Raw genomic sequence first — 23,048 nt, forward strand, 5'->3', positions numbered from 1 at the left:
GGGCAGGGAAAACTCAAACCTCGCGTAACATCGATACAAGCATGCAATTCGAAGGGACCCCGATGGCAACCGAGCCCCAGCGCCGCCGCGTCGCGATGGTGAGCGTGCACACCTCCCCGCTCGACCAGCCGGGGATGGGCGACTCCGGCGGGATGAACGTGTACATCCGGGAGGTCGCGGAGCGCCTGGCCGAGCAGGGTGTCGCCGTCGACGTGTTCACCCGCTGCGCCGGCCGGGGTGTTCCGACGGTGGAGGAGGTCGTGCCGGGGTCCCGGGTCATCCAGGTCCAGGCGGGGCCCTGCTCCCCCGTGCCGAAGGAGGACCTCCCGCGCTTGGTCCCCGCGTTCCTGAGCGGGATCCTGGAGCACCGCTACGACGAGGGCGTCGACTACGACGTGGTGCACAGTCACTACTGGCTCTCGGGATGGGTGGGGCGGAGCGCCAAGGAGATCTGGGGCGTGCCCCTGGTGGCATCGTTCCATACCCTCGGCAAGGTGAAGAACCGCTCGCTGGCCCTGGGCGAGGGCCCCGAGCCGGCCACGCGGCTGGCCGGCGAGGAACGCGTCATCGAGCGGGCCGACCGCATCCTGGCCCCCACGCCGGCGGAGGCGGCCCACCTGGTCGGCCTGTACGGGGCGGACCCGGACCGGATCCGGATCGTCCCGGGCGGCGTGGACCACGAGACGTTCTTCCCCCGGAATCGGCAGGAGGCCAAGCGCCGGCTGCACCTGGCGGGGGTTCGCCTGGTGCTGTTCGTGGGGCGGCTCCAGGCCCACAAGGGGCCGGACATCGCCGTACGCGCCATGGCCGAAGCGATCGCCCGCGACCCGGCCACCATGTCGAACGTCGTGCTGGCCGTGGTGGGAGGCCCGAGCGGCAGCACCGACCGCACCACCGAGGTGGCCCGGCTCATGGACCTGGCCTCGGCCGTGGGGATGGGGGACCGGGTCATGTTCTTCCCACCTCAGCCCCAGGGCCGGCTGGCCGACTTCTACTCGGCCGCCGAGGCGGTGCTGGTGCCGTCTCGCTCCGAGTCCTTCGGCCTGGTGTCGCTGGAGGCGCAGGCGTGCGGGACTCCCGTCGTGGCCGCCGAGACCGGCGGCCTCCGGTACGTGGTCCGCCACGGCGAGACGGGGTTCCTGGTTCCGGGCTACGACCCCGCGGCGTACGCCGACCGGCTGCTGGAGCTGCTGTCGCACCCCCATCGGACCCGGCGCATGGGCGACGCAGCGGTGGCGCATGCGCTCCGGTTCTCCTGGGACGCCACGGCGGGCGAGATCCTCTCGGTGTACCGGGAGCTCCTCGGCGCGCGCAGCCCGTCCCCGGTCCGGTCGTGATCCGGGGCCGCCGGGTGACCCTCCGGCCCATCGAGGAGTCCGACCTTCCGCTGATCCTGCGGTGGCAGAACCAGCCGGACGTGTGGTGGAACATGGACTACGAGCGGCCGTTCTCGATGGAGGACGTCCGCGACGACGAGACGCGCTCCCGCATGGACGGCCATCCCTTCGTCATCTGCGTGGACGGCCGCCCCATCGGCCGGGTGGGGCTGAACCGGTTCCGGCGGCGCGACCGGATCTGCGCCATGTACCTGTACGTCGGCGAGCCGGAGTTCCTGGGACGGGGGCTGGCCGGTGACGCGGTGATGGCGCTGCTGTCGCACGCGTTCGACCGCCTCGACCTGCATCAGGTCGAGCTGTGGACCCTCGCGGAGAACGACCGCGGGATCCGCGCGTACGAGCGGTGCGGATTCACCCGTGAGGCCACCCTGCGGGAGCGGTCGTTCAAGGACGGCCGCTGGGTGGACCACGTGGTGATGAGCGTGAACCGCAAGGAGTTCGACGCCGCGCGGGCTCGCTGGATGGCAGAGCCGGCACCGGACCATGCGGAAGAGGCCGTCGGCTAGTCTGACTCAGACTAGCGGCGCTTCTTGTCACTCTTTCTCCCAACGCCCCTACCAGCGGGTATGCCTTCTGACCTGCGGGTTTGTGTCCTTGACGGGGCGAGGGCCCGCCGCTACATTTCGCCTCGCTCCGAGCAGCTGGAGCGGCAGTCGCAGAGAAGGAAGCAGAACCCCCTGGGAAAGCCGTAAGGCCAACTGGGCGCACCTGCTCGTACGCTGGGGGAGGCCACCTCGGTTTACGGGTGGGGAGGTTCGGGAGGCCCCAAAGCCCAACGAAAGGGCGACTGTTCCAGTCCCGCGACGCGCGAGGTTGCTCGGGGCACCTGGGCCCGAGAGGCCAACGGTGGTCGCCGGTTTCGGCCGGTGACGAGCCAGAAGTCTCTCGGGCCCTTCCCATTTCGCTCTTGGGCCCCCGCGGCGTCCTGACCCCTCGGCCCCGGCGGCAGGGCTCGCTGCCTATACTCGGGGTCCCGTGATCCCGCGCGCGTCGACGTCGTGAACGGTCCTCTCCTCCGGGCGCCGGTGCTGTGGCTGGCCGGTCAGCGGTGGTTCCGGTGGCTGGCGGCCGAGCGGGGCATCGGACGGCGGGTGGCCATGCGATTCGTGGCCGGGGAGGACCTGGAGGACGCGTTCCGGGCGGCCCGCGCGCTCAATCGCCGGGGCGTCGCCACCATGCTCGACCACCTGGGCGAGAACGTGACGTCGGTGGAGCAGGCCTCGGCGGCGGCGGATGCATACGTCCGGGCCCTGAAGCGGGCCCACGAGTTCGACGACCTCGACTGCAACATCTCGGTGAAGCTGACCCAGCTCGGGCTCGACCAGTCCTACGACCTGTGCATGGAGAACTGCGAGCGGGTCCTGAGCACCGCCGCGGAGCGAGGCACGTTGGTGATGATCGACATGGAGAGCCACGAGTACGTCGACCCCACCCTGCGCGCCCACCTCGAGCTGAAGCAGCGGTTTCCCCGGGTGGGGCTGGCCCTCCAGGCGTACCTGTACCGGACCGGCGCCGACGTCCACGCCCTTCCCCCGGACTCCATCGTCCGGCTGGTCAAGGGGGCCTATCTGGAGCCCCCCGACGTCGCGTTTCCCAGCCGGGCGGACGTGGACAAGAGCTTCGCGCGGCTGTTCGCGACGCTGGTGTCGCTCGGCCATACGGTGCACCTGGCCACGCACGATCCATCCCTCGTCGACGGGGCGCGGCGGTTCGTGGAGCGGCGCGGCGAGTCGTGGGAGCGCGTGGAGTTCCAGTTCCTGTACGGGATCCGCCGGGACCTCCAGCAGGCCTACGCGCGCGACGCGTATCCGGTGCGGGTGTACCTGCCGTACGGCACGGAGTGGTATCCGTATCTGACGCGCCGGATGGCCGAGCGTCCAGCCAACATGTGGTTCTTCGCGTCGAACCTGATCCGAGGGGGATGAGACCGATGGAGTGGAGGAAGGTGGCCTTCCTGGGCGGGGGCAAGATGGGGGAGGCGCTGGTCTCCGGGCTGATCCGCTCCGGCGGCCGACGGGTCGACGAGATCATGGTGACGGCCCGGCGGGAGGAGCGGGCCGCGGAGCTCCAGGGCGGCTATGGCGTCGCCGCGACGCTGTCCAACGCCGAAGCCGTTTCGTGGGCGGACACGCTGGTGCTCACGGTGAAGCCGCAGGACATGGAGAGCCTTTTGGAGCAGATCACCGAGCACGTCCAGACCCGGCACCTGGTCATCTCGTTCGCCGCAGGGATCCGGACCTCGTTCATCGAGCGGCGCCTGCCTGACGACGTCCCGGTGGTCCGGGTCATGTCGAACGTGGCGGTGCTGGTGGACGAGGCCATGTCGGTGGTGAGCCCGGGGCGGCAGGCCGAGGACAAGCACCTGGCCGTGGCCGAGGAGCTGCTCGGATACGTGGGCCGCGTCATCCGGCTGCCGGAGAAGCACCAGGACGCCGTGACGGCGACGAGCGGAAGCGGGCCCGCGTACTTCTTCCTGCTGGCCGAGGCCATGATCGAGGCCTGTATCCTGCTGGGGCTGTCCCGGGACGTGGCCAGCGAGCTGATCATCCAGACCATGCTCGGCTCGGCCAAGATGCTCCGTGACACGGGCAGGCACCCGGTGGAGTTACGGGAGATGGTGACGTCGCCGGGAGGTACCACGATCGCGGCGATCCGGCACCTGGAGCAGGCCGGGGTGCGGGCGGCGTTCCTGAACGCCATCGACGCGGCGTGCCAGCGGAGCGCCGAACTGGCACGAGGAGAGGAACCGGAGGAGTAGCGATGGGTAGAGGAGACCGGCACAAGGTTCGGTGGGCGCACGACCGCACGCGAAAGAAGAAGGAGCGCGAGAAGCGGGAAGCGGCCGAGCGTGGCGCAGCGAAGAAGGCTGCCGCCAAGAAGTAGCGGAGTCGAGGGTCGAGTTCGAGGTTCGAGGTTCGAGGGGAGGCTGGGATGTTTCCGCTGTCGAAGGGCCGGGTGACGAAGCAGGCCCACGTCGGCCTGCCCGAGGGGACGTACGAGGAGGAGCACGGGCGGGAGGCCTTCGACGGTCGGGCCTCGCACCTGTACCGGACGCACCTGCCCACCGCGTGGGTGCGGATCGACGGGCCGCTCTCGCCGCACGCCTACGACCTGAACGGGCTGAAGCCGCCGGACATGACGGAAGCCGCCGGGGAGTGGCTCCGCATCCTGCACAACGGTGACGTCTCTCTGTACGTCTCCCGGCGAAACGAGCCGATGCCGTGGTTCCTGCGGGACTCCGACGGCGACCTCTGCTACTTCGTGCACCACGGAACCGGCGTGCTGGAGACCGACTACGGCCCGCTTCGGTACCGCGACGGCGACTTCCTGGTGCTGCCGAAGGGGACCACGCACCGCCTTGTGCCTTCCGGCGGCGGCGAGACCTTCCTGTACTGCATCGAAGGCCGAGGCGAGTACGCGCTCCCGGAGAAGGGCATCCTGGGCCGCCACGCCATCTTCGACCCCGGTGTGCTGGAGACCCCGGAGCCCGAGCCCCACGACGAGCAGGGCGAGTTCCAGGTCCGGGTGAAGCGGGGCGACGAGTACACCACGCTGACCTATCCGTTCCACCCGCTCGACGTCGTGGGCTGGCAGGGGGATCTGTGCCCGATCCGGCTGAACGTCGAGGACATCCGGCCGGTGGTGTCGCCGCGGTACCACCTGCCGCCCAGCGTGCACGTGACGTTCAAGTCGAAGGGGTTCGAGATCGGGACGTTCGCGCCCCGGCCCACCGAGACCGGCGACCCCACGGCGCTGCGGGTGCCCTTCTTCCACTCGAACATCGACAAGGACGAGGTGCTCTTCTACCACCGGGGGCAGTTCTTCTCCCGGGCCGGGATCGGCGAGGGGTTCATCACGCACCACCCGCAGGGCCTGCACCACGGGCCGCAGCCCGCGGCGCTGGAGGCGGGCAAGACCAAGGAGTTCGCCGACGAGTACGCCATCATGGTCGAGGCCGACCTGCCCTTCGAGCGCGACGAGGCGCTGGCCCAGGTTGAGATCGAAGGCTACGCCACGTCCTGGGCCCGAGGCCTCGGCCTGATCGATTAGCACGCGTTGGGCCAAGCGCTGGCTCTTTAGGCGCTCCTAGGGTTTCTCTCCCCAGAGTGCGATCAGTGCTCTTGCCCCCTCCTCGATCTCCCTATTGATCTCCGCGCGTGCCTCCGGGTGTTCCTCCCACTCGGTTGCTCCACCGATGAATCTCGCAAGGACACCCCAGGCTTCGTCAGAGGTAATCCGTGTCGTCACGTCCCACCAGATGCTCTTGGCGCCGTCGTACGGTGAAAGTGAGCCATCAAGAATTGCCTGAGCCAGTCGCACAGCTTCTCGCTTCTGCGCCTCCTCGCTGATCTCCATCAGAGGTCTCCGATCCTCACCACTCGACGAGCTTCCAGATCTCCGGCTGAGGTTCGCCGGCTTCGGCGCCGATCTCGGCGAAGGCCGCGGCGGCCTGCTTGAGGTGTTCCATGGCTCCCTCGCCCCGGCCGGCGGCGTGCAGCAGGTCGGCCATGTTGCCGTGCAGAGCGGCCTCCCGGTGGCGGTCGCCCTGGACTCGCACCAGCGCGAGGGCCTGGTCGGTCAGCGCGATGGCGGCTGCAACGTCGCCGGCCGCCGCCCGGACCTGGGCCAGGTTGTTGAGCGCGGCGATGCGCGCAGTCGGCTCGGGGAGGCCCTCCGCGAGCGAGAGGCTCTGCTCGAGGTGCTCCCGGGCTTCCGGCAGATCGCCTCGCCGCGACGCCAGCACGCCGAGCATGTTGTGCGCCTGGGCCAGGGCCGGACGGTCCCGGGCTTGCTCGGCCAGGGCCAGGGCCCGGGTGGCGAGCGAACGCGCCGTCTTGGACGCTCCCCGGCGGTGGGCGTTCAGGCTGCGGTCGGCCATCACCCGGGCCCGGTCGGCTTCGCTCCCTGAGTCCATGGCGGCCAGGGCCGCCTCGAAGTGGCGGTCTGCCGCCTCGAACTCCCCGCGCCGCTGATGGACGTTGCCCAGCTTGTGCTCCAGGCGGCCCATCGCGTCCTCGGGGGACAGCGCCGCGGCGGCCTCGTAGCTGGCCACGGCGGCCTGGTACTCCCCCAGCAGGGTGTGCAGGTCGCCGATGGCCTCGTGGAGCGCGGCGGCGTCGGGATGGCCCAGCGCGAGGGCCGCCTCGAAGTGGGACAGCGCCTCGGCGTTGGCGAACAACGATCGGGCATGGCGCCCGGCCATATCGAAGTGTTGCGCGGCCTTCGTCTCCCGGCCCGCCTGGAGGTAGTGGCCGGCCGCCAGGGCGGCAAGGTCCGGTTCCCGCCGGGCTCGGGCCGCCAGCACGTCGGCCACCCGCCGGTTCAGCAGGAGCCGCCGGGCCAGGCTGGTGCCTTCCTGCACCACCGCCCGGATCCGCTCGTGGTCGAAGTCGTACCGGGGACGCCCCGCCGGGTCGGTTCCCTCCCGGAGCACGCCTCGGCCGGTGAGCTCCTCCAGCGCGGCCACCGTCTCCTCGTCGCTCCGGCCGCTGGCCTCCCGAACTGTCTCGACGTCGAACGACCGGCCGATCACGGCGGCCGCCGCCAGCACCTGCGTGGCGGGCTGCGACAGGGTCGAGAGCCGCGACTGGATCAGGGCGCGAACGTCCTCGGGGGTCTGTTCTATGGCCTCGACGGAGCCGCTCTGGAGCGCATCGAGGTACTCGACCAGGAAGAACGGAAGGCCCTCCGTCTCCTGGAACAGCCGCTCCGTGAGCCCGGCGGCCTCGACTCCCGCGGCGCGGGCCAGCTCGTCGACGCCGGCCCGATCCAGGCGGCCCGGGCGGACCACGGTGGCCGTCCCGGCCCGTTCCGCCTCCGCGGCCAGGCGCCGGAGCGGATGCGACGCCGGGACGTCGGCGCTCCGCCACGTCGCCACCAGACAGACCCGGCGGCCGGGAAGCCGGCGGACCAGGAAGGCGAGGAGCTCCAGGGACGCCTGGTCGGCCCAGTGGAGGTCGTCCAGCACCAGGACCCCGGGCCGGGGCCCGTCCAGGGCCGACAGCAGGAACGAGGCGACGCCGTCCAGGAAGCGGGACCTCGCTCCGGGGTCCTCCGGGACCGGTCCGGCGAGCGTCGCGCCGGACGTCCCCTCGGCCAGCTCCGGGGCCAGTCGGGCCGCCTCGGCCAGGACACGCGGAGAGAGGGCGCCGGTCCAGCCCGGACCTGCGGTCACGGCGGCGGCACGGATGGCCTGGACGAACGGGCCATACGCGAGGGTCTCCTCGCCCTCGTAGCAGCGCGCCGTGAGCACCAGGGCTCCCGCCCGACTGGCCCACGCGGCGAACTCGCCGGCCAGGCGGGTCTTGCCGATCCCAGGCTCGCCCTCCACCACCACGAGCCTGCCGGCAGGGCCCACGGCCTCGTACGCCCGTTGCATGGCGACGAGCTCCGCGGCCCGCCCGACCAGCGGATAGCCAGGTTCGCGCGACGGACCCCCGGGCGCGTGACCCACTGCCGCCGGACCCCCGGCGGCCGGACGCGACGGGAGGCGGCTCTCGCTGATGGCCCGGTACAGCTCGGTGGTCTCCGCCAGCGGCTGGACCCCCAGCTCGGCGTCGAGGATCCGGACGCACTCCCGGTACTGGCGGACCGCCGCGGCTCGCTGCCCCGTCTCCGCGTACTGGCGCATCAGCGCCCGATGAGCGGGTTCGTGCAGGGAGTCGAGGCTCAGCCAGGCCTGCGCGTGTGAGATTGCCTCCTCGTGCCGGCCGCCGCTTTCCAGGGCATGGACCAGCCGTTCCAGGGCCCCTCCGCGGTCGCGGCGAAGAGCGTCTGCCTCCCGGAACTGCCAATCGTCGAAGTCCTCGGCGTCCCGAAGCGAGAATCCTTCCAGGAAGTCTCCCCGGTGCAGGGCGATGGCCTCCTCGAGCGCCGCGACGCACCGTGGGCACGTTTCAGCGGCGGGGTGGCCGTGCCGGCCGGTCTCGGCGAGGAGCTCCCGGAACCGGTCCAGGTCGAACCACAGGTCGTTGCGGCCCAGGCCGACCTCCTCACGCTCGGCGTGGAGCCAGCCGCCGCCCAGCGCCTTGCGGAGCACCGAAATGGTGCGACGGAGCGCTCCGCGTGCGTGGGCCTGGTCCTGGTCGGGCCACAGAAGGGCCGCCAGGGAGTCCCGGCGGTGCGTGCGGGCGGTGACCGCGAGGTACGCGACGAGCGCCACGGCCTTGCGGGTGTCCACCTCGATCGGTGCGCCGTCGAGCTCGAGATGCGGCGGGCCCAGCAGGGCCACGGAGAACGTGCTCATGCTGGCTTCATTGTGGCGGGGATTCGAGAAACGCAACGGTCTTGCCGATGGAACCTGATTTCGTAACGATCCCGGAACGGAACGGGGGGAGGATCCGGGCATGGGCGACGGGCAGGGCGCCGCGAGGCTGGATGACGTCTGGCGGCGCCGGCTGGCGTGGGCCGGGTTCATCGCGATCGTCCTCGTCTACGCGATCGGCCTGGCGATCTCGATCCTCTCTGGTGGCTCCACGGATCCCTTCGGCTTGCTGGTGTTCGTGTTCCCCCTGGTGGGGATCCTGATCCTGACCCGGCAGTCCGGGAACACCATCGGCTGGATCCTCCTGGCCATCGGCGGGGTCGCGGCGGCGAGTGGGGTCCTCACCAGCTACGCCGAGTACGGGCTGCGGACGCACCCCGGCTCGCTTCCCGGGGCCGACGTGGCCCTGGCGATCTCCGGACCGTCGTGGGCGCCCATCATCGGCATCATCGGCACCTATCTCCTCCTCCTCTTCCCCGACGGCCGGCCCCCTTCCCCCGGCTGGAGGTGGGTCGGCTGGCTGAGCGCCGTGGGGATCGGAGGGACGATGGTGGGCCTCACGATCGTTCCGGGAAACTTTGCCGACAGCGGCTATCCCAACGTGATCAATCCGCTCGGCATCGAGGCGCTTCGCGGGGTCGAATGGATCGCGTTCCTGTTCATCCCTCTGATCCCCATCTCCATCGTGCTGTCGGCGATCAGCCTGGTCCGGCGGTTTCGCCGCTCCACCGGAACCGTTCGGCTCCAGCTCAAGTGGCTGACCGCCGCAGCGGCAGTCACCGCAGTGCTGTACGCGTTCGCCTTCGCCGTTCCGGGCAACTGGGGGAGTACGAAGGCGCCCGCCTACGTCTCTGTCATCCAGACGATGGGGGTCCTCTCCTTCTTCCTCATCCCGATCGCCATCGGCTTCGCCATCCTGCGGTACCGCCTGTACGACATCGACGTCGTGATCAACAAGGCGCTGGTCTACGGGTCGCTCACGGCGGTCCTGGCGGGTGTGTACGTCGGACTGGCGGTCGGGCTGGGGTCGTTCGTGGGGAGGGACAACTCGCTGGTCATCGCGGGCTCGACGCTCGTGGTGGCGGCCCTGTTCCGGCCGGCGCGGCGCCGCATCCAAGGGTTCATCGACCGGCGGTTCTACCGGAGGAAGTATGACGCGCAGCGGACGCTGGAGGCCTTCACGGCGCGGCTGCGCGACCAGGTCGACCTGGACGAGCTGCATGCGCACCTGCTCGCGGTGGTCGACGAGACCGTGCGGCCGGCATCGATTTCGCTGTGGCTGCGGGAGGGCGGGGCATGAGGATCCGGTTGGCCCGCGGGTGAAGGGAGGTCCAGATGAGCGTTGTGGATGTTCGAAGTCCGGCCGGATCGGCGCCCTCCACGTCGAAACCTCGCCGGGTCGCATTCACCGTGCTGTCCCTCATCCTCGCGGCGGGCACGTTCGGGGGGTTGCTCGGGATCGGCCTCTTCTACGGATGGTTCGATTCCGAAGCCGGAGGGATCCACCGGGTGCACATCGTCGGGTTCGGGATCCTGTTCGGCATCCTGTCGACCGTGCCGGCGGTGGCCCTGGCCCGGCGGCCCGAGGCCAAGCCATCGGCCTTCCTCCAGATCGTCGCGATCGCCGTGGCCACCCTGCTGTCGGCGCTGGTCTCGCTCGAGGCGGGCTACCTGCTGTTCGGCCTGATCGTGGCGGCGGGGGCTGCCGTCCTGCTGGCCCTGCACCCGAACCGCGCCGGCGTCCTCCACCCGTCGCCTGACCCCAGCCGGATCATGGCGGCGTTCGCGCTGGGCGGAGCAGTTCCCCTGGTGTGGTTTGGGCTGGCCATGGCCAGGCTCCAACGGGACGGGGTCCCCGCCGACCCTCACGTTCGAAACGACCACTGGGCGAACATGGCCGCGCTGGCCTTCGCGCTGGTGCTGGTCGGGCTCCTCGCGTCGGCGCGGGTCCGGGGCTGGCGACTCACGGCGTGGTGCGCGGGAATCGGAGCCGCCGTGTACGGCCTCGCGTCCATCGTCTTCTCACGCTTTCCGGGAACCCAGGTTCCCTACCCCGGGAGCGAGGGAGTCGGATGGGGCCTGGTGGCGCTGGTCGGCGGCTTGGGGTTCATCGCCGTCGCGGAATGGGAGGCCCGCCAGGGCAGTGACGCAGCCGAGGAGGCGCCCGGGGATGTCCCGGGTGGCTGACCGAAGGGCCGTTCGAGCCGCCCGGTGGGTCCTGGTCGCCACGGCGTTGATCGCGGCGGCCGGCGCGGCGCTGACCGGCGTGGCGTGGGGCGATCTGGCGCTCGGAGACGCGCTCGCGAACGCGGGCGCTGCCGCCGCGGGCCTGGTGTACGCGGGGCTCGGGGTGCTCATCGTGCGGCGCGCGGGCAACCTCATCGGATGGATGCTGCTCGGCGAGGGGGTCAGCTTTGCCATCCTGTGCCTGGCCTCGGCCTACTCCGTCGTGGGAGTCGTCGCGCACCCGGGCGCGCTCCCCGCCCCCAGGCTGGTGGGCGCGATCGCCGAGTGGGACTTCGTCCCGTGCGCCGCCGGGGTCGCGTTCATCTTCTTCGTCTTCCCGACCGGCGCGCTGCCGTCGAGGCGCTGGCGCCCCATCGTGACGCTGGGGGTCCTGGCGAGCGTGGTCGAGCTGGTGGCCCTCGTCTGGACGCCGAGGCTCGTCGCGCTGCCGGCGCCGGGCGGCGTCTCGGTGAAGTTCCCGAACCCGCTGGGCGTCGAGTGGTTCGGCCGGGTCCTCCCGACGTCGCTGGCCGGGACCATCAACGGAGTGGCCACACTGCTGGCGGTGCTCCTGGTCGGGGCAGTCGTGGCCGTCGCAGGGCGGTATCGAGCCGGCGGCCGCGAGCTGCGCCAGCAGATCAAGTGGATCGCCTTTGCAGCGGCGGTCCTGCTCGTGGGCCAGGTGGTAGCCTTGCTGGACAACGCCGCCTGCCAGTGTGACCTTTCACCGGTCCTGGTCGTCGTGTACACGGTAACGGCACTCATCGTCCTGTTCGGCATCCCCGCCGCGATCGCCATCGCCATCACTAAGTATCGGCTGTACGACCTCGACCGGATCATCAACCGGGCGCTCGTCTACGGAGCGCTCACGGCCGTCCTGGCCGGCGTGTACGTGGGGCTCGCCGTGGGAATCGGCTCGCTCGCGGGAAAGGACAACTCGCTGGTCATCGCGGGGTCGACCCTGGTGGTGGCGGCGTTGTTCCGGCCGGTTCGCCATCGGATCCAGGAACTCATCGACCGGCGCTTCTACCGCCGCAAGTACGACGCGCAGCGGACGCTGGAGGCGTTCACCGCCCGGCTGCGCGAGCACGTCGACCTGGACGAGCTGCACGCCCATCTGCTCCAGGTCGTCGACGAGACCGTGCGGCCCGCATCGATGTCGCTATGGCTCAGAGAGCAGGCGGGATGACGCAGCGCACGGCGTCCCGGCTGGCGTGGTCTTCCTGGGCGGTGTCCACGTCCATGTACGTCGTGGCGCTGGTCTTCGTCGTGATCGACCGGTCCGCCCGACATCCGCCCGGCCTCAGCCCGACGTCGCAGCAGATCGTGGACATCGTCTCGAACCTGGCCGTTCCGGCCATCGGAGCCCTCCTCGTGTCGAAGCGGAGAGAGAACCCGATCGGGTGGATCTTCTGCGTCGCCGCGCTGGCCTTGGCCGTCGGGCAATTCGGGCAGTCGTACGCCGCGCACGCCCTGTACGCGGACCCGGGCTCGCTTCCAGGTGCGTACGCCCTGGCGTGGTTCGGAAACTGGACGTGGGGGATCCCCATCGGGGCGCTGGCGTTCCTGCTCCTGCTGTTCCCGACGGGACGGCTGCCTTCACGCCGGTGGCGTCCCGTGGCGTGGGCGGCAGGAGCGGGGGCAGCCTTGATCACGCTTTTCTCCCTGATCCAGGCGTCGTCGGAATGGTCGCGGCCGTTCACGAACCATTCGGGGCCGAGCCCGTCGCCCGTGGTGGCGGCCGTGTTCTGGGTGAGCTTCATCCTCTTCCTGGTCGGGATGCTGGGTGGGCCCGCCGCCTCGATCATGCGGTACCGGCGCAGCCGCGGGGAGGAGCGCCAGCAGCTCAAGTGGTTCGTCTTCTCGGCGGCCCTCGTGGGGGCCGTCTTCGTCCCGAACAGCTTCTGGTCCACCCCGTGGCTCGACGTCCTCTTCCAGGTGGCGCTGACCTGCCTGTGGGTGGCGATCGCGGTGGCGATCCTGAAGTACCGCCTCTACGACATCGACCGGGTCATCAACCGCGCCCTCGTCTATGGTGTGCTCACGGCGGTGCTGGCCGGCCTGTATGTGGGCCTGGCCGTGGGGCTCGGTTCGCTCGTGGGAAAGAACAATTCGCTCGTCATCGCGGGGTCGACGTTGGTCGTGGCGGCCCTGTTCCGGCCGGCCCGCCGGGGGATCCAAGGCTTCATCGACCGGCGGTTCTACCGGCGCAAGTACGACGCCGTGCGCACGCTGGAGGCGTTCAGCGCGCGGCTCCGTGACGAGGTGGACCTGGACGAGCTCCGCGCGCACCTCGAGGCGGTGGTGCACGAGACCATGCAGCCCGCCCACGCGTCGCTGTGGCTGCGAGGGCCGTCGGTATGAGCAACCGGTCGGCGGCGCGTCTGGCCTGGTCGGCGTGGGCGGCAACCGTGCTGCTCACTGCCGGAGCCATCGCCCTCGCATCTCGCAACGTCGACACGCTGGGGGGCGCGGGGCGGGCAACCACGTTCGCCCTCCTGGGGACCCTGTGGACCGTGGGCTACGCGACGGTGGGGGCCATCCTGGCGTCCAGGCGGCCGTCCAACCCGATCGGATGGATCTTCTGCGCGAACGGGCTGGTCATCGCGCTGACGGCCCTGGCCGAGGAGTACGCGACGCGAGGCCTGGTATCGGCGCCCGGGTCGCTCGAGTGGGCGCGCGTCGCGGCGTGGTTCCAGAACTGGGGGGGATATCTGGCGTTTACCCTGCTCTGGTTCCTGGTGGTGCTGTTCCCGGACGGCCGGCTCCTGTCGAGGCGATGGCGGTGGCTGGCGTGGGGGCTGGTCGGAGTCGCCGCGGTGCTGGTGGCCTCGGCGATGCTGAGCGCCAAGCGCGTGGAGAGCTGGTTCCGGCTCGTGCCGCTCCACACCTCGAACCTGACCGGCGTCCACGCGCTGGGCTCCCTTCCCTGGGCCGTCAACCAGGGTGGCTGGGTGGTGGCGGGGGCCGTGTTCGTGGTCGCGGGTGCGGTGCCGCTGATACGCCTGCGCCGGGCCCGGGGTGAGGAGCGGCAGCAACTGCTCTGGTTCGTCTACGCCGGAGCGCTCTTCGCCGCCACCGTCACGGTTGGCGTGGTGGGGGACTCGCTGGGCGCGGGGTTCTGGGTGAACTACCCCCTCTCGGCAGGGCTGCTCGCGCTGCCCGTGGCGACGGGCATCGCGGTCATGCGGTACCGCCTGTACGACATCGACCGGATCATCAACCGGACCCTGGTGTACGGCGCGTTGACCGTGCTCCTGGGAGGCCTGTACGTGGGTCTCGCCGTGGGCCTGGGCTCGCTGGCCGGCAGGAACAACTCCCTGGTCATCGCGGGGTCCACGCTGGTCGTGGCGGCCCTGTTTCGACCGGCCCGTCGCAGGGTCCAGGAGTTCATCGACCGGCGGTTCTACCGGCGGAAGTACGACGCGCAGCGGACGCTCGAGGCCTTCACGGCGCGGCTCCGCGACCACGTCGACCTGGAGCAGCTCCGGCTCCACCTCTTGGCGGTGGTGGACGAGACCATGCAGCCGGCGCAGGCCTCTCTCTGGCTGCGGGGAACCGGGGCGCGCCCGTGACGGTTCGCGGAGGTGTTCCTTCTGCCCGGCGGGGTCAGTCGGCCCGCCGTCTCGTAATATTCGTGGGCCTTTGTAATGGTTTCCAGTGGTCTGAAAGTGCCGCACCGTGCCCGGAATCAATCCGAACCGCAATCAGGGCCGTCGCATGAGCACACGCTCGGCCACCCGGCTGGCGTGGGCACTGTGGGCCGTGGGCGTGGCGGGCTGTGCGGTGTTCGTGGTCCTCGAGACCACCAGGCACTCTTCGGATCTCGGCGGTAGCTGGTTCAACGCCCAGGAGGCCCTCGGGGCCCTGGTCTTCCCGACCGTCGGAGCGATCGTGGCCTCCCGCCGGAAGGAGAACCCCCTCGGTTGGCTGTTCCTGGCCATCGGCGTGTCCTTCGGCATCTCCGCCGTCGGCGGCGCGATCACGGACGTGTTCGCGTTCCGGAGCGCCACCTGGCAGTGGGGAACTTGGCTCCAGACCTGGAGCTGGGCTCCCGGCTGGGTGTTCATGATCACGTACCTGCTGCTCCTGTTCCCGGACGGCCGCCTGCCCTCGCGCCGGTGGGCATGGGTGGCCTGGGTGACGGGCACCGCGGTCGTCCTGATGGTCCTGGCAGGGGTGTTCGACCGCACTGCGGGAGGAACCGCCGGATACCAGAGCCCGCTTCCCACCTGGCCTGACTCGGTCGTCGGCTTCTTCCAGCTCTCCAGCTCGTTCTCGGCGCTGGTCGCGTCCGTCGCCTCGGTCGTGGCGCTGGTCCGCCGGTTTCGCCGTTCCACAGGTGCCGAGCGTCAGCAGATGAAGTGGTTCGCCTACGCGGGCGTGGCCACGGTCGTCCTGATCCCGGGGAGGGTGATCGTCTTCGCGCACGTTCCGGCGATGGTCGCCCTCGGCCTCCTCAGCATCCCCATCCTTCCTGTCGCGGCGGGACTGGCCATCCTCCGGTACCGCCTGTACGACATCGACCGGGTCGTCAACCGGACCCTGGTCTACGGTGCGCTGACCGCGGTGCTGGTTGGCGTGTACGTGGCCCTGGCCGTGGGACTGGGCTCGGTCGCCGGCCGGGACAACTCGCTCGTGATCGCGGGCTCGACGCTCGTGGTGGCGGCGCTGTTCCGGCCGGCCCGGCGGCGTTTGCAGGGCCTGGTCGACCGGCGGTTCTACCGGAGGAAGTACGACGCCGCGCGAACGCTGGAGGCGTTCACGGCGCGCCTGCGCGAAGAGGTCGACCTGGAGGAGCTCCGCGAGCACCTGCTCGACGTGGTCGGGGAGACGATGCAGCCGGCGCAAGCGACGCTGTGGCTCCGGACGGCGGAGGGCATCCGGTGACGGCCAAGGGAGCGGCCCGGCTGGCTTGGTCGTCGTGGGCCGCAGGCCTCGCGTTCGCAGGGTTCGACGTCTTCGTGCTGGTCCAGGACCGTCCGGTCGGTGGCCTGCTGGCGACCCTGGGGCTCTTCCTGGTCCTCGCAAGCGTCGGGGCGGTGGTCGCGTCGCGCCGGCCCCGGAACCCGATCGGATGGCTGTTCCTGGGAAGCGGGCTTGTCGCGATCGTTGAGGCCACGGCCAACGCCCTCGCCCTCCACGGGCTGGAGTTCCATCGGGGATCGGTGCCCGGCGCCGTGTGGTGGGCGTGGCTGGAGAACTGGCTGTGGCTGGTCCCGATCGGAATGCTCCTCACCTTCCTGCCGCTGCTGTTCCCGGACGGCCGGCTGCCGTCCCCGAGGTGGCGACCGTTCGCCTGGGCGACGGGGTGTTTCCTGGCCCTGACGATGGCGGTCTACATGATCCTGCCCGGCCGGTACGAGGACCTGCCCACCTCCAATCCGTTGGGGCTCCGAAGCGCGCGGGGCCTCCTCGTCCTTTTGGCCAGCGTGAGCCTGCCCATCGCCCTGGTCCTGTCGATCGCATGCGCCGGGTCACTGGTGCTGCGATACCGCCGGACCCGCGGCGAGGAGCGGATCCAGATCAAGTGGTTCGTGTACGGCGCGGCCTTCTTGGTGGTCTGCTTCGCCGTGGGCGGGGTGCTGAGTGGCCTGGGGCATCCGGGGGCGTCGGGCACGGTCTCCACCGTCGGGTTCTTCGGCCCGCCCGTCGGCGCCGCCGTGGCCCTGCTGCGCCACCGCCTGTACGACATCGACCGGGTCATCAACCGAACGCTGGTCTACGGGGCGGTCACCATTCTGCTGGGAGCGATCTACGCGGGCCTGGCCGTGGGACTCGGGTCCTTGGCCGGGTCGAACACGAACTCGCTGGTCATCGCCGGTTCCACCCTCGTGGTGGCGGCGCTGTTCAGCCCGGCCCGGCGGCGGGTCCAGGCCTTCATCGACCGGCGGTTCTACCGCAAGAAATACGACGCGGTACGGACGCTGGAGTCCTTCACGGCCCGGCTCCGGGACGAGGTCGATCTCGGGGAGCTCCAAGACCACCTGCTCACCGTGGTCGACGAGACGATGCAGCCCGCGCACGCGTCGCTGTGGCTTCGAGCGGCGGAGGCCTCCCGGTGACCGACCGGACGCGGGTTCGCCTGGGCGTCGCCGTGTGGGCCGTCTCCATCGCCATGGTCCTGGCGGCCTTCGGGCTGCTGTTCGTGGCGGTGAACTCCGTGGCGTACATCGGCGCCATCACGCTCATGTTCTCCACGGTCGGGGTGCTGGTGGTCAGGGCGCAGCCCCGGAACCGGATCGGCTGGGTCTTGCTCGCCATCGGTGGCTGCTACGCCTACCTGGTGTTCTCCGCCGAGTACGGAACCGCAGCGGTCGCCCACCACTGGCCGCTCCCGGCCGACCGGGAACTGCTGTGGGCGGGGCTGTGGTCGTGGGCGCCGGCGCTCGGGATGACGGCGACCTTCCTGTTCCTGCTGTTCCCCGACGGCCACCTCCCGTCCGGACGCTGGCGCTGGGTGGGCTGGCTCTCGGGGCTCGCCATCTCGGCCGCGACGGCGGGCTACGCGGCCGGGGCTGCCCCGATCGTCTTCCGGGCCAGCCCGCGGCAGTTCGCCGACATGGCGCGACACCGGCTCCCCAACCTTCAAGCGGGGCCGGTGCCGCAGGCCGTCTTCGAGATCGGTGTCCTGGTGGGCGCGGTCTGCATGGTCGCGTCGGTGGTCGCGACCGTCGTGCGATTGCGGCGGTCCACGGGTCGGGAGCACCAGCAGCTCCAGTGGTTCACGTACGGGGCCATCGCCCTCGCCGCCGGGCTCGCGGGCAGCTTCGGGCAGAGCGCGCTGGTGAGCGCGCTGGTTCCCGCCTTCGGGTTCACCTGGTTCACCGTTTGCGTGGCGGTGGCCATGCTCCGGTATCGCCTGTACGACATCGACCGGATCGTCAACCGGACGCTCGTGTACGGCGCGGTCACCGCACTGCTCGCCGCGGTCTACGCGGGGCTTGCCGTGGGGCTCGGGTCGGTGGTCGGGTCGAACCAGAACTCGCTGGTCATCGCCGGCTCCACGCTGGTGGTGGCGGCGCTGTTCCGGCCGGTCCGCGGCCGGATCCAGGGGTTCATCGACCGGCGGTTCTACCGCAGGAAGTACGACGCTGTCCGCACGCTCGAGGCCTTCACGTCGCGTCTTCGCGACGAGGTCGACATGGAGGAGCTCCGCGAGCACCTCCTGGGGGTGGTCGCCGAGACCATGCAGCCGGACCACGCCTCGTTGTGGCTTCGGGTTTCGGAGACCGCCCGATGAAGACGCGGGCCGCCGGCCGGCTGGCGTGGTCCACGTGGCTACTGGTCCTGGCCTTCGTCGTCGTGTTCAACGTGTACAGCGCCACCCAGCCTGGGAGCGACCAGACGGGAGACCTGGCCAACACGGTCGCGTACATGGCGTGGGTCATCGCGTTCTCGACCGTTGGAGCGCTGGTCGCCGCGAAGCGTCCCGGAAACGCAATCGGGTGGCTGCTCCTGGGCTCGGCGCTCTCCTTCACGTTGGCGGGATTCGGGCTCACCCTTCCCGGGAGCACTGGGGGAGGCCGTTTCTCGCCCGTCGTTCTGGGGCAGTGGGCCGGCGCCTGGATGTGGGGAGTCGGCCTGGGGCTGGCCGTCCTGTCCCTCTTGGTGTTCCCCGACGGCAGGCCGCCATCCAGGAGGTGGCGGCCGGTCCTGTGGCTCGCGGTGGTCGGGTTGGTGGGGTTCGTCGTGGGGATGGGCTTCGGGACGCGGTTCATCGGCGGGACCCACATCCGCAATCCCTTCGCGATCGGCGGGGCGGTGGGCCACGTGCTCGGGGGATTGCAGGGTGGCTTCGGACTGGTAGCGATCTCCGGCGTGCTTGCCCTCGTCTCCATCGTGGTTCGTTTCAGGCGTGCCAGGGGGGCGGAACGAGAGCAGATCAAGTGGCTCGTGTACGCCGTGGCCGCGGTGGGGCTGGGTCTCCTGGCGCAGGTGCCCTTGTCGGCTGTCATCAAGTCTCCGCAGGCGCTCAGCGATGCCGAGAATGCCATCAGCTCCGGAACGATCGCCCTCGTACCGATGGCGATCGGCGTCGCCATCCTTCGACACCGCCTGTACGACATCGACCGGATCATCAACCGGTCGCTGGTCTACGTCCTCCTCTCGGTGGTGTTGGGAGGTGTGTACGCCGGTTTGGCGGTTGGACTCGGCTCGCTCACGGGGCAAAGCAACTCCTTCGTCATCGCCGGGTCCACGCTGGCGGTCGCGGCGCTGTTCGGCCCCGCTCGCCGGCGGATCCAGCGCTTCATCGACCGGCGCTTCTACCGTCGCCGGTACGACGCCACCCGGACGCTCGAATCCTTCACCTCCCGGCTCCGGGAGGAGGTCGACCTGGACGACCTCCAGCTCCACCTGCTGGGCGTGGTGCGGGACACGATGCAGCCGGCCCAGGCGTCGCTGTGGCTGCGGACGGAGAAGGGCCAGCCGTGAGAGTGAGCACGACGACGGCGAGGGGGCTGGCCTGGGGGATCGGGGGGCTGTGCCTGGCCCTCACCGTGGCCGGCCTGGCGCTCCAGGTCTTCACGTTCGACACGCACGTCCCGATGGACTTCAGCTCCCGCGAGGCCAACCTCGTGCTGGCCGTGGTGTTCCTGGCCATGCCGGTGGTGGGCGCGCTGATCGCGCTCCGCCGTCCCGAGATCGCCATCGGCTGGATCCTGCTCGGCGTCGGCATGTCCATGGCCGTGTGGGTCCTGGCGGACGGCTGGGCCATCTACACGCTCCGCGCCCACCCCGGGTCTCTCCCGGGGGGTGCGTACATGGCCTGGGTGGGGAACTGGGTCTGGATCCCGGGATGGGGGCTCATCGGCTTCCTGTACCTGCTGTTCCCGGAGGGGCGGCTGCCGTCGCCGCGGTGGCGATGGCTGGCCTGGACGCTCGGGATCGTCGACGTGGCCTACGTCGTCGGCGCCATGCTGGCCAGGGGGCCGTTCCCGAACTACCCGTTCCAGGCCAACCCGCTGGGGGTGTTCGGCGCCGCGACGGGACACGCCGGTCGGTGGGTGAAGTTCATCGGCGTGCCCGCCCTGGTGGCGCTGGGGCTGGTCGGCATGGCGGCGCTGTTCGTGCGGCTGTCCCGGGCCCACGGTGACGAGCGGCAGCAGCTGAAGTGGCTGACGTTCGCGAGCGCCGTGGTGGTGGGAGGGCTGGCCGCCTTCATCGTGCTGGTGGGGGCGGGCGTGCGGATCCCCGCCGTCGAGCGGTTCGCCCCGATCGTTGCGGTGCTCCTGCCCATCTCGGCAGGGGTGGCTGTCCTGAAGTACCGCCTCTACGACATCGACGTCGTCATCAACCGCACCATCGTGTACACGGTCCTCACCGGGGTGCTGGCGGCCGTGTACTTCGGACTGGTGCTCGCGTTCGGCACGACAGCCCGATCCATCACCGGCCACCGCCAGAGCCCGGTGGTGACGGCGGCCTCGACGCTCGCCGTGGCCGCGATGTTCCGCCCGGGGAGGCGGCGGACCCAGGACGTCATCGACCGCCGCTTCTACCGGACCCGCTACGACGCCGCGCGGACGCTGGAGGCGTTCAGCGTTCGGCTCCGGCACGAGACCGACATCGATGCGCTGTCGTCGGACCTGGTCGACGTGGTGCAGCAGACCATGCGGCCAGCGCACGTGGCGCTGTGGCTGAAGGGGGGCTCGACGATCGCGACGGTTTCGGCCGCCGTCACGGCTTCCGTAACGATTTCCGAACGCTGACGGCTGTATACAGGAGGCGCTATGGCAACCATCTTGACGAGAGTGAGACGAACCGGACGCCGGGCGGACCGCCAGGCGCCCCCCGAGGCGACCAGTCCGGCCCCGGCGCCGGAGCGGGCGGAGGCTCCTCCGCTCGACATCGCCCCGAACGACCCTCTGCTGGCGTACCTCCAGAGCTCGCCGGGCCCGGTGGACGTGGACAAGCTCCAGCTCGACTCGGTGGCCCTCGAGCAGATGCGCTCGATGGGCCTGCGCCTGGTGGTGCCGCTGGTGGCCCAGGGTGAGCTGATCGGCCTGCTGAACCTGGGGCCTCGGCTGTCGGAGCAGGAGTACTCCACCGACGACCGCAAGCTGCTCGAGAACCTGGCCGCCCAGGCCGCTCCGGCGGTGCGGGTGGCCCAGCTGGTCCGGGAGCAGGAGGCGGAGGCCCGCCGCCGGGAGCGGGTCGAGCACGAGCTCCAGGTGGCCCAGCTGATCCAGCAGAACTTCCTGCCGAAGACGATCCCGGACCTGCCGGGCTGGCAGCTGGCCGCGTACTACCAGCCGCAGCAGGCCGTGGGCGGCGACTTCTACGACTTCATCGAGCTGCCCGAGGGGCAGATGGGCCTGGTGATCGGCGACGTCACCGACAAGGGCGTCCCCGCCGCGCTGGTCATGGCGGCGACCCGAAGCGTCCTGCGGGCGGCGGCGCCGCGGCTGATCTCGCCGAACGAGGTGCTGCGGCGGGTCAACGACATCCTGTGCCCGGACATGCCCCCGAACATGTTCGTGACCTGTCTGTACGGCGTGCTCGACCCGAGCACCGGGCATTTCCGCTATGCGAACGCGGGGCACAACCTCCCCTACACGCGGACAGAGGACGGCGTGGTGGAGTTCCGGGCCACGGGCCTGCCCCTCGGGCTCATGCCGGACATGTCCTACGACGAGAAGGAGGCCGTGCTCGGCGCGGGCGAGACCATGCTGCTGTCGAGCGACGGCCTGGTCGAGGCCCACAGCCCCGACGGGGAGATGTTCGGATTCCCGCGGCTCCGCCAGCTCATGGCGGAGCATCCCGGCGGGAGTGGGCTGCTGGACCACCTGCTGTCCGAGCTGCGGCGGTTCGTCGGTCCGGGGTGGGACCAGGAGGACGACGTCACCCTGGTCACGCTGTGGCGGGCCAGCGCTCCGCCCATGTCCAGCGAGGAGATGGCGGAGCGGGGGGCCCAGTCGACGGCGGTGCCGGAATCCGCCGAGGCCGGACGCGTGCTCGCGGAGTTCAGCCTCCCCAGCGTGTCGGGCAACGAGCGGCTGGTCATGGACCGGGTGGCGGAAGCGGTGGCTGACGTCGATTTCGAAGACGCGCGCCGGGAGCGCCTCAAGACCGCCGTGTCCGAAGCCGCGATGAACGCCATCGAGCACGGCAACGGGTTCCAGGCGGAGCTTCCCGTGGCCGTCGTGGTCACCCAGAAGGGCGGCGACCTGTCCGTCCGGATCACCGACCACGGGGGCGGCCGCGACATCCCGGAGGCGGAGGTGCCCGACCTCGATGCCAAGCTCGAGGGCAAGCAGACGCCTCGGGGCTGGGGGCTGTTCCTGATCAAGAACATGGTCGACGAGATGCACGTCAGCTCGGACGACACCCATCACACCATCGAATTGGTGCTCCACCTGGAAGGAGGGGAGCAATGAGCGCACAGCAATTCCACGGAGAGGTACGACCAAGAGGTCCATCCGTCCTGCTCGACCTCAGTGGCGACATCGACGGCAACGCCGAGCAGGGCCTGCGGGCCCTGTACCACGAGGCCGTCGCCGGAGGCCCGGCCACCGTCGTGCTCAACTTCGAGCAGGTCAGCTACATCAACAGCACCGGCATCGCGCTGATCGTCGGGTTGCTGGCCGAGGCCCGGAAGGCCCACCAGACCGTGCTGGCGTGCGGGCTTTCGCCGCACTACCAGGAGATCTTCCAGGTCACCCGGCTGTCGGACTTCATGCCGATGTTCTCCGACGAGGACGCTGCCCTGGCAGGGACGCCGTCGCCGGCCCCGGCGTCGTAAGGCATCAAGGCACCGCACGAGGAACGAGCAACAGGAAGGAGCGAGGAATGACCCAGGGAACCGTGACCATGGAGGTCCGCTCGATCGCCGACCGCACCAGCATCGTCGACATCTCGGGCGAGATCACCGCGGCCAGCGAGGGCCCGCTGATGGACGCGTACTCGCGGGCCACCGACGAGGGCGCGCGTTCGCTGATCCTGAACTTCAGCGGCCTCGGCTACATGAACAGTGGCGGGATCGGCCTGCTGGTGACGCTGCTGGTGCGGGCCAACCGGCAGAAGCAGCGCCTGCTGGCCCTCGGCCTGAACGACCACTACCGGCAGATCTTCGAGCTGACCCGGCTGGACGAGGCCATCGGCATCTTCGACTCCGAGGCCGAGGCGATCGCCGCGGCCACCTCGGCGTAGGGAGGGTCGGC

20 protein-coding genes are annotated in these 23,048 nt (G+C 70.5%); 18 read left to right on the top strand and 2 right to left on the bottom strand.

The features are described 5' to 3' along the window. Positions 1-62: 62 nt before the first annotated feature. From mshA to M3Q23_13430, 5 genes are all read left to right on the top strand, one after another. Positions 63-1,337, top strand: a complete 1,275-nt coding sequence (gene mshA, locus M3Q23_13410; protein MDP9343056.1) for a D-inositol-3-phosphate glycosyltransferase — start codon at positions 63-65, stop codon at positions 1,335-1,337. Further along, positions 1,334-1,903: a GNAT family N-acetyltransferase gene (locus M3Q23_13415; GenBank protein MDP9343057.1), complete on the top strand. Its 570-nt coding sequence runs from the start codon at positions 1,334-1,336 to the stop codon at positions 1,901-1,903. The genes mshA and M3Q23_13415 overlap by 4 nt, the downstream gene beginning before the upstream one ends. Positions 1,904-2,395: 492 nt before the next feature. After that, complete coding sequence (locus tag M3Q23_13420) at positions 2,396-3,322, top strand: proline dehydrogenase family protein (protein MDP9343058.1); 927 nt, start codon at positions 2,396-2,398, stop codon at positions 3,320-3,322. A gap of 5 nt (positions 3,323-3,327) precedes the next feature. Next, complete coding sequence (gene proC / locus M3Q23_13425) at positions 3,328-4,155, top strand: pyrroline-5-carboxylate reductase (protein MDP9343059.1); 828 nt, start codon at positions 3,328-3,330, stop codon at positions 4,153-4,155. Between the two features lie 173 nt (positions 4,156-4,328). Continuing rightward, positions 4,329-5,447 carry a homogentisate 1,2-dioxygenase gene (locus tag M3Q23_13430; protein MDP9343060.1) on the top strand — a complete coding sequence of 373 codons (1,119 nt, stop codon included), beginning with the start codon at positions 4,329-4,331 and terminating at the stop codon, positions 5,445-5,447. A 36-nt stretch (positions 5,448-5,483) separates the two neighbouring features. On the opposite strand, the gene M3Q23_13435 is transcribed toward M3Q23_13430, so the two are convergent. Both M3Q23_13435 and M3Q23_13440 read right to left on the bottom strand, forming a co-directional pair. Further along, positions 5,484-5,753 carry a hypothetical protein gene (locus M3Q23_13435; protein ID MDP9343061.1) on the bottom strand — a complete coding sequence of 90 codons (270 nt, stop codon included), beginning with the start codon at positions 5,751-5,753 and terminating at the stop codon, positions 5,484-5,486. A gap of 16 nt (positions 5,754-5,769) precedes the next feature. Then, on the bottom strand, positions 5,770-8,643 hold the full coding sequence (locus M3Q23_13440; protein MDP9343062.1) for an AAA family ATPase: 2,874 nt from the start codon (positions 8,641-8,643) through the stop codon (positions 5,770-5,772). A gap of 100 nt (positions 8,644-8,743) precedes the next feature. Here M3Q23_13440 and M3Q23_13445 point away from each other — a divergent pair, with 100 nt between their 5' ends. From M3Q23_13445 to M3Q23_13505, 13 genes are all read left to right on the top strand, one after another. Further along, positions 8,744-9,961 (top strand): hypothetical protein, encoded by a 1,218-nt coding sequence (locus M3Q23_13445; protein MDP9343063.1) that lies wholly within the window; start codon positions 8,744-8,746, stop codon positions 9,959-9,961. A 35-nt stretch (positions 9,962-9,996) separates the two neighbouring features. Further along, positions 9,997-10,848 carry a hypothetical protein gene (locus M3Q23_13450; protein ID MDP9343064.1) on the top strand — a complete coding sequence of 284 codons (852 nt, stop codon included), beginning with the start codon at positions 9,997-9,999 and terminating at the stop codon, positions 10,846-10,848. Next, positions 10,841-12,076 (top strand): hypothetical protein, encoded by a 1,236-nt coding sequence (locus tag M3Q23_13455; GenBank protein ID MDP9343065.1) that lies wholly within the window; start codon positions 10,841-10,843, stop codon positions 12,074-12,076. The genes M3Q23_13450 and M3Q23_13455 overlap by 8 nt, the downstream gene beginning before the upstream one ends. After that, a complete protein-coding gene (locus M3Q23_13460) occupies positions 12,073-13,251 on the top strand; it encodes a hypothetical protein (protein MDP9343066.1) in 1,179 nt (392 codons plus the stop codon). Before M3Q23_13455 ends, M3Q23_13460 begins: the two co-directional genes overlap by 4 nt. Continuing rightward, positions 13,248-14,462: a hypothetical protein gene (locus M3Q23_13465; protein MDP9343067.1), complete on the top strand. Its 1,215-nt coding sequence runs from the start codon at positions 13,248-13,250 to the stop codon at positions 14,460-14,462. Before M3Q23_13460 ends, M3Q23_13465 begins: the two co-directional genes overlap by 4 nt. Before the next feature lie 145 nt (positions 14,463-14,607). Further along, positions 14,608-15,777 carry a hypothetical protein gene (locus M3Q23_13470; GenBank protein ID MDP9343068.1) on the top strand — a complete coding sequence of 390 codons (1,170 nt, stop codon included), beginning with the start codon at positions 14,608-14,610 and terminating at the stop codon, positions 15,775-15,777. Then, a complete protein-coding gene (locus tag M3Q23_13475; protein MDP9343069.1) occupies positions 15,774-16,952 on the top strand; it encodes a hypothetical protein in 1,179 nt (392 codons plus the stop codon). Before M3Q23_13470 ends, M3Q23_13475 begins: the two co-directional genes overlap by 4 nt. Next, complete coding sequence (locus M3Q23_13480; protein ID MDP9343070.1) at positions 16,949-18,130, top strand: hypothetical protein; 1,182 nt, start codon at positions 16,949-16,951, stop codon at positions 18,128-18,130. Before M3Q23_13475 ends, M3Q23_13480 begins: the two co-directional genes overlap by 4 nt. Continuing rightward, positions 18,127-19,323: a hypothetical protein gene (locus M3Q23_13485; GenBank protein ID MDP9343071.1), complete on the top strand. Its 1,197-nt coding sequence runs from the start codon at positions 18,127-18,129 to the stop codon at positions 19,321-19,323. Before M3Q23_13480 ends, M3Q23_13485 begins: the two co-directional genes overlap by 4 nt. After that, a complete protein-coding gene (locus tag M3Q23_13490; GenBank protein ID MDP9343072.1) occupies positions 19,320-20,597 on the top strand; it encodes a hypothetical protein in 1,278 nt (425 codons plus the stop codon). The genes M3Q23_13485 and M3Q23_13490 overlap by 4 nt, the downstream gene beginning before the upstream one ends. Before the next feature lie 21 nt (positions 20,598-20,618). Next, entirely contained in the window at positions 20,619-22,265 is a 1,647-nt protein-coding gene (locus M3Q23_13495; GenBank protein ID MDP9343073.1) for a SpoIIE family protein phosphatase, read from the top strand. Continuing rightward, positions 22,262-22,630: an STAS domain-containing protein gene (locus M3Q23_13500; protein MDP9343074.1), complete on the top strand. Its 369-nt coding sequence runs from the start codon at positions 22,262-22,264 to the stop codon at positions 22,628-22,630. Before M3Q23_13495 ends, M3Q23_13500 begins: the two co-directional genes overlap by 4 nt. A gap of 47 nt (positions 22,631-22,677) precedes the next feature. Continuing rightward, positions 22,678-23,037, top strand: coding sequence for an STAS domain-containing protein (locus M3Q23_13505; protein ID MDP9343075.1), 360 nt, complete (start codon positions 22,678-22,680; stop codon positions 23,035-23,037). Positions 23,038-23,048 lie beyond the last annotated feature (11 nt).

It is taken from the genome of Actinomycetota bacterium, assembly GCA_030774015.1.
In the GTDB taxonomy this organism is placed as follows: domain Bacteria; phylum Actinomycetota; class UBA4738; order UBA4738; family JACQTL01; genus JALYLZ01.